This window comes from Microcoleus sp. A2-C3 (assembly GCF_036706065.1).
GTDB lineage: Bacteria > Cyanobacteriota > Cyanobacteriia > Cyanobacteriales > Microcoleaceae > Microcoleus.
In genome coordinates this window covers 21,062-27,212 of record NZ_JAUBVX010000075.1, presented here as the reverse complement: position 1 = coordinate 27,212, position 6,151 = coordinate 21,062, and the positions used below count along the sequence as shown (strand labels likewise).

The 6,151-nt window shown below is 42.5% G+C and carries 4 protein-coding genes; 1 reads left to right on the top strand and 3 read right to left on the bottom strand.

Annotated features, from left to right (window positions below; all coding sequences use genetic code 11):
- Nucleotides 1–318 precede the first annotated feature (318 nt).
- Both QUB66_RS27340 and QUB66_RS27335 read right to left on the bottom strand, forming a co-directional pair.
- On the bottom strand, nucleotides 319–3,594 hold the full coding sequence (locus tag QUB66_RS27340) for a response regulator (RefSeq protein ID WP_332970428.1): 3,276 nt from the start codon (nucleotides 3,592–3,594) through the stop codon (nucleotides 319–321).
- 339 nt (nucleotides 3,595–3,933) lie between these two features.
- Nucleotides 3,934–4,887 carry an aliphatic sulfonate ABC transporter substrate-binding protein gene (locus QUB66_RS27335; RefSeq protein ID WP_442923314.1) on the bottom strand — a complete coding sequence of 318 codons (954 nt, stop codon included), beginning with the start codon at nucleotides 4,885–4,887 and terminating at the stop codon, nucleotides 3,934–3,936.
- Nucleotides 4,888–5,178: 291 nt separating this feature from the next.
- On the opposite strand from QUB66_RS27335, the gene QUB66_RS27330 reads away from it, so the two are divergent.
- Nucleotides 5,179–5,478, top strand: a complete 300-nt coding sequence (locus QUB66_RS27330) for a DUF7734 family protein (RefSeq protein ID WP_265239016.1) — start codon at nucleotides 5,179–5,181, stop codon at nucleotides 5,476–5,478.
- A 210-nt stretch (nucleotides 5,479–5,688) separates the two neighbouring features.
- Here QUB66_RS27330 and atpC read toward each other — a convergent pair whose 3' ends face one another.
- A complete protein-coding gene (gene atpC / locus QUB66_RS27325; protein WP_265239017.1) occupies nucleotides 5,689–6,096 on the bottom strand; it encodes an ATP synthase F1 subunit epsilon in 408 nt (135 codons plus the stop codon).
- Nucleotides 6,097–6,151: the final 55 nt, after the last annotated feature.

Sequence of the window (6,151 nt, the reverse complement as noted above, 5' to 3'; positions counted from 1 at the left end):
GAGGTACTGGTACTCAGCGCCAGGAGCTTCATTTTTCTATTCTCAGTACCGCTTAGACCTTAACCGAGAAGTATTGGGTTGCTTCCTGAATCGCTGTCCAACCTGAGATTTCTTAGAAAAACCAGGTTCTTTTTCGGATAGCTTCCCCCATTATATTCGATTGTGAAGTCAAAATCAGCTAACTCTACATTAAATTTTCGAGAAAATCCCCAATTTGCGGCTTTCAGGCTTCGGTCTGAATATATTATGACTGATGTCAGAGCCGAAAAATTAGATAAATACCTGAAAATTTCTGACTTCAGATTGATGCTAGTTTTACTACTTTTCCTGTAAACATTCTATCCCCGACCATCCTTCTGGTACTCCATACATTTGATGCTTCAGACAGCGCTGATAGTAGATTGCTGCCAACTTATCTTGAGGATTTGTTTCGCAAATATTCTTGAATATTTTTTGCGCTTTAGGAAAATTTTGCTCGACATAAAGCTCTAGAGCTTTTTGAAATGCAGCAGCAGTTTCCTGTTTTAGCTGAATGCTTTGTTCGGTTTCTGCATCATAAATTTCAAACACAGACACGGCAGATGTTTTCCCTTTTACTGTGACTCGATCGACAAATCGGCACAGATATTGCGATCGATCGCCCAAACGCTCTAAAATTGAATCTGTTACCAGAATTCCCGATCCATAAACCTTAGTCAATCCTTCCAAACGAGAAGCGAGATTCACCGCATCAGCAATCACGGTACTCTCCATCCGTTCTTGCTCGCCAATCGTACCCAACATTAAAGTGCCCGCGTGCAAACCAATGCCAATCGTAATCGGTGCATAATTGCTTAGTTGTCGGTGCAGGTTGTAAAGAATAACTTGTTTTTGCATTTCCACCGCCGCGCGCACAGCATCATCTGCCGACTCAGGAAATAGTGCCATAATCGCATCCCCAATATATTTATCAATGAAACCTTGGTGAGCGCGAATTACCGGACTCACTCGTCGGAGGTAGCTGTTGAGAAAATTAAAATTTTCTTGAGGAGTCATCGCTTCGGAGATAGTCGTAAAGGAGCGAATATCCGAAAATAAAACTGTCATTTCTTTCTGAATTTGATCGCCTAATTGGACATCAATGATACTTTCGTGTCCCAAAAATCGCAGAAAGTCGTGAGGAACAAATCTACCATAGGCTGCATTAATTTTTGTCAGACGGATGTGAGTTTTGATTCTGGCTAACAATTCATTTTTAAGAAACGGTTTAGTTAAAAAATCATTGGCTCCTGCATTGAAACCTTGCACTAAGTCAGAGACTTGATTTTTGGCGGTTAGCATCACGATTGGTAATTCGCTGGCTGTGAATTTTTCCCGGACTTTATCGCAAACTTCGTAACCAGTCATCCGTGGCATCATGATATCTAGCAAGATTAGATCTGGCTTGTAGCCTCTGTCGAGAAGAGCTAAAGCTTCTCTACCGCTGCTAGCTTCAGCAATCGTATAATTTTCGAGAACTAAATTATTAATTAATACCTGAATATTGACAGGTTCGTCATCGACAATCAAGATTTTCACCTTATTGTTTTCTGGGCTTTCTTGTAAATTCATCGAACTGTTATTATTAAAAGTTGGTGTCGCAGTTTGAGCGGTTATGAAATTGCGCTCATCTGTTCTTGAAGCTAACAACTGTTGAGCCGTTAGTGGTAACTGATTGTGTTCGACATACTGATTTTGAGAAATTGGCAAACTAAAGGTAAACTGCGAACCAACACCGAGTTTTGAAAATACTTGAATTTCGCCGCCATGCAGCTCGACTAACTGCTTTGTAACAGCCAAACCTAAACCGGTTCCTCCGTATTCTCTAGCAGTAGAACCGTCTGCTTGTTCAAAAGATTCAAAAATTCGTTCTAATTTATCTTCAGCAATGCCAATCCCGGTATCGGATACCGTAATTTGCAGTTTTGACCTGACAATTAAAGATTGAATTTGGCTGGTTACTGAAATTTCTTGATCAAGCAACTGGGGCGAATTCAAGCTGATCGCATTTGCCGAAATTTCTACAGTACCAGTGTCGGTAAATTTAATGGCATTTCCGATTAAGTTATAAAGAATTTGTTGCACCCGATTTTCATCGGCATCTACCAGGGGAATCTCGCGAGTGACTGAATTAATCAACTGCAAGTTTTTGGCACCAATTAGAGGTTGAGAAAGAGTTACTACGATATCGACAATTTCTCGGATGCCGACTGGCTTGATTTGCAGTTCAATATTTTTGTGTCTCAGCTTCGAGAAATCAAGAATGTCGTTGATGAGATTGGAGAGTCTTCTGCCACTAGATGCAATGATTTTTAGATTAGAAATAGTCGGTGCTGGCAATTGTCCTGTAGCACCGTCTATCAAAGATTCTGTTAAACCAATAATGCCATTAAGCGGGGTGCGGAGTTCGTGAGAAGTATTGGCTAAAAATTCGTCTTTGAGTTTGTCAAGTCGCTGCAATTGGGCATTTTGATCCTCTAATTTTGTGAAAGATACTTCCAATTGACCGGCCATACTGTTGAAAGCATCAGCTAATTTTCCTAGTTCGTTAGATGCGGCAATATTTACCCGAGTTTCCAATATTCCGCTACTCATTTCAGTAGCTGCGGATGTTAGGGATTTCAAAGGATTTGTGATCGATCGCGCAAAAGCGACTCCCAAGCCCACGGCGGCGAGGGCGCTGGCGGTGGTAACTGCACCCATGACGTAGATGAGCGATCGCACGGGAGCGTAAGCTTCGGCTGTCGGTAGCTCTACAACCACCATCCACTGTACCCGACGGACGATCGCACCCGTACCCATGACTTCCTCCCCGCGCCAACCTCGATAAACCAGCGGAGATTCCCTCCCCGAAGCTAAAGCTAATTTGGATAACTCTCCTACAAACGATCGCCCTTTCAAATCTGGGAGTAAATATGGATTAATCTTGTTTCCTGTTTGCGAAATCAGCACGGATCGATGGTCGATAACATAGCTGTATCCAGTTTTCCCAACTTGCGATCTGGCTGCAATTTGAATTAAAAAATTGAGACTAACTCTGGCAAATAATACTCCAGAAATTTGATTTTTACTGTCGCGAATAGGCACGGCTAAATTGACAACATTAACCGTTGTCTTCATATCGACATCTACTGAACTCACATAATTTTGAGCCTGTCGAAACGTCTCCCAAAATATAGGTGCATCTCCCGAAATACCTGCTAAATTTAAGCTAGATGTAGAGAAGGGTTCGTAAGGCGACATCGCCTGTACGATTTGACCTTTACTGTCAAAAATTCCTACCACTTCGTAGGCGCTGTTGCTGCTGATCAATCCTTCAAGAATGCTGCGCTGAGTTTCACTATTAAATTCTGTTAAGCCGCGCAATTCTGACAAGTAATTGAGTTGGCGCTGCAAGTTATCCAGATAAGCGCTAATTTGGGCGGCAGCAGCTTGCGATCGCTCGTACTGAAGCTGTTTTGTCTGTTCTATTTGTCCCCGAAAGCTGAGGTAAGCTAACGTACTCCCTGCTATCAATACGCTTGCCACAACAATCGAGACAAAACCGTAACGCAGTTGATTGGCAATTGAGGACATTTTAATTTTATTCTGCCACTTAACAGTTTGAACTCTGTCTCTAGGATACACCCAATTGCATTTTTCCGGCTAGCACAATCGCCACCGTTGATTTATCGTTACCTTTGCCTAACTTCTGGTTTTATATAGCAACCGCCAAACAGTTAGGAAGTTCTTAATAGCCCCAGTCCCCATGCGGTCGATTAATCCTGACTTCTCTCGCGACGATAGCTAAAGCTTTCCTTCTTCCTTCTTCCTTCTTCCTTCTTCCTTCTTCCTTCTTCCTTCTTCCTGATGACTAATGACTAATGACTAATGACTACTGACTAATGACTACTGACTACTGACTACTGACTTCTTCTATAAATCTAATTTTTGTTTCCAGATCAGATCTTCAATCCAAATTCTATCCGGAAGGAGTCCCAACCTGAAGAAAATTTCAGAAATACGTTGCTGTTCTTCAACTGCCCTGTCTTGAATAGGTAGTAAATCGTAACTGCGGCTTTTAGTTAATACTATAGCTGTTGTTTTTTTCATTCCGGTTCGAGCGGTGATGAATTCTACTGCTCGATCGGGATTCTTAGTTATCCAATTAGCCATCTGTCGGGTTTCTCCCATCACTGTTTTAACAATATCGGAAAAGTCCCTAGCAAAAGAGTGACTTGCCAAATAGAAGTTTCTGTCATTGATCAGCCCCTCGCTATCAGTCAAGAAATGAGCAGGTATAGTTTCCTGTAACTTAGCTAAAAATGGCTGCCAAACCGCCCAAGCATCAACCTCGCCTCTGAGAAATGCTTCCTGAGCTTTGAGCGGAGGCAAATCGACTAATTCGGCATCTTTTAACTGCAAGCCGCCTTGAGTTAACGCCCGAATTAACAAATAGTGACCTGCTGTTTTCCGAGTTGCTGCTATTTTCTTGCCTTTGAGATCTGCCAGAGTCCGAATAGGAGAATTTTGAGGAACTATGATACCAATGCTTCCAGGTAAAGCTGAATCATTAGCAATATAAACAAAAGGTATGCCCTCAGATTGGGCAAAAATTGGCGGCGCAACTCCTGTGTAACCCAGATCGATTTTTCCTTGCCCTATTGCTTTTAAAATTGGCGGCCCTGCGACAAATTCCGTCCATTCTACATACCACCCCATTTTCGCTAAACGCGCTTCCAAAGAGCCTTTAGCTTTGAGATAAAAAAACGTTCCGAAAGGCTGATGGCCGATTTTTACTATTTTTGTTAAGTTTGAGGATGAGTTTTGTTCTTTTGCTGTAAAGCTATTTATTAGATCGGAGTTGCAACTTGCTACAGTTAAACTCAAGCAAAGAAATAGTATAAATAACAGCGAATATCTCCAAGCCAAACGCTGTCTAATATTTTGAAAGGAAAACGATAATTGAAACCTAGTCTTTCTGTGGCTCATAAAATATCGTTAAGTAGGTTTTGCAGGAGTAATATATTCCAGATGTTTTTGATAGGACTTATATTATGTTGGCTTACTTCCGGCTGTTAAAAAAGGTAGAATTAAATATAAAATTTCTGCTGGCTGTCCCTGAAATTAGCCACAAAATTAAGCTATATTATAGCAGATTTCAGGAAGGTGAGATTTGCTATGGCTGACTCTATTGCTCGCCGTTTGGAACAATACACGATCGCCCGATCGCACGAAGTGTTAATCGTCAAGGCCCAAATTGACGGCGAATTCGACGAAATTGCTATTTTTAAAGGGTTTTCTAGCTCCCTGGTGCGATCGACTGCTTTTGATCCAGAGGTTCCAGTTTTGCCGGAGGGAGCAAAGATTGTGAGTGTCGATCGGCTGGAGAGCCCCTACAATCCAAATAACCCCCGCTATCTTCAGCAGGGGTTATCTTGGGAAACAATGCAATTTCTATTATCCGAGGCCGGAGTTTAGCAAAAAAAGTAGGGACACAACATTGTTCATAGGGTCAACTAAAACCTTTTGTATCTGTCGTTTACCGCCCAGACCAAATCCCCCTAAATCCCCCTTAAAAAGGGGGACTTTGAGAATGCTCTTGTCCCCCCCTTCTTAAGGGGGCTAGGGGGGATCGAGACGCTTGATACAAACCAGAGATACAAAAGTACCCTGTCCCTACCGTCCTATCTAAAGCGTACCGCCGGCAGCTTGGAAACGAGCTCTCGCGCGTTTAATTGCTTGCTTAGCTTGAATTTGCTCTTGCAAAGTGCCGCTAGCAGACTTGTCCAAACGAGCTTCTGCTTCGGTGTAAGCAGCACGAGCAGCTTCTTTATCAATCGTTTCGCCTTTTTCAGCGCCGTTGACAAGAATAGTAACTTTGTTTTCTTGGATTTCTGCAAAGCCGCCCATCAGAGCAATAGACACCCATTCCTTACCAGGACGGACGCGCATTACTCCGGTATCCAAAGCAGTCAACATCGGAGCGTGACCACTCAAGATACCCAATTGGCCTGTGGTGCTCGGCAGAATTACTTCTTCAGCATTAGAATCCCAAACAGTTTTGTCTGGGGCAACTACGCGCACAGTTAATGTCATAAATTTTCCTTAGTCATTAGTCAGCAGTCAGCAGTCAGCAGTCATTAGTCAGCAG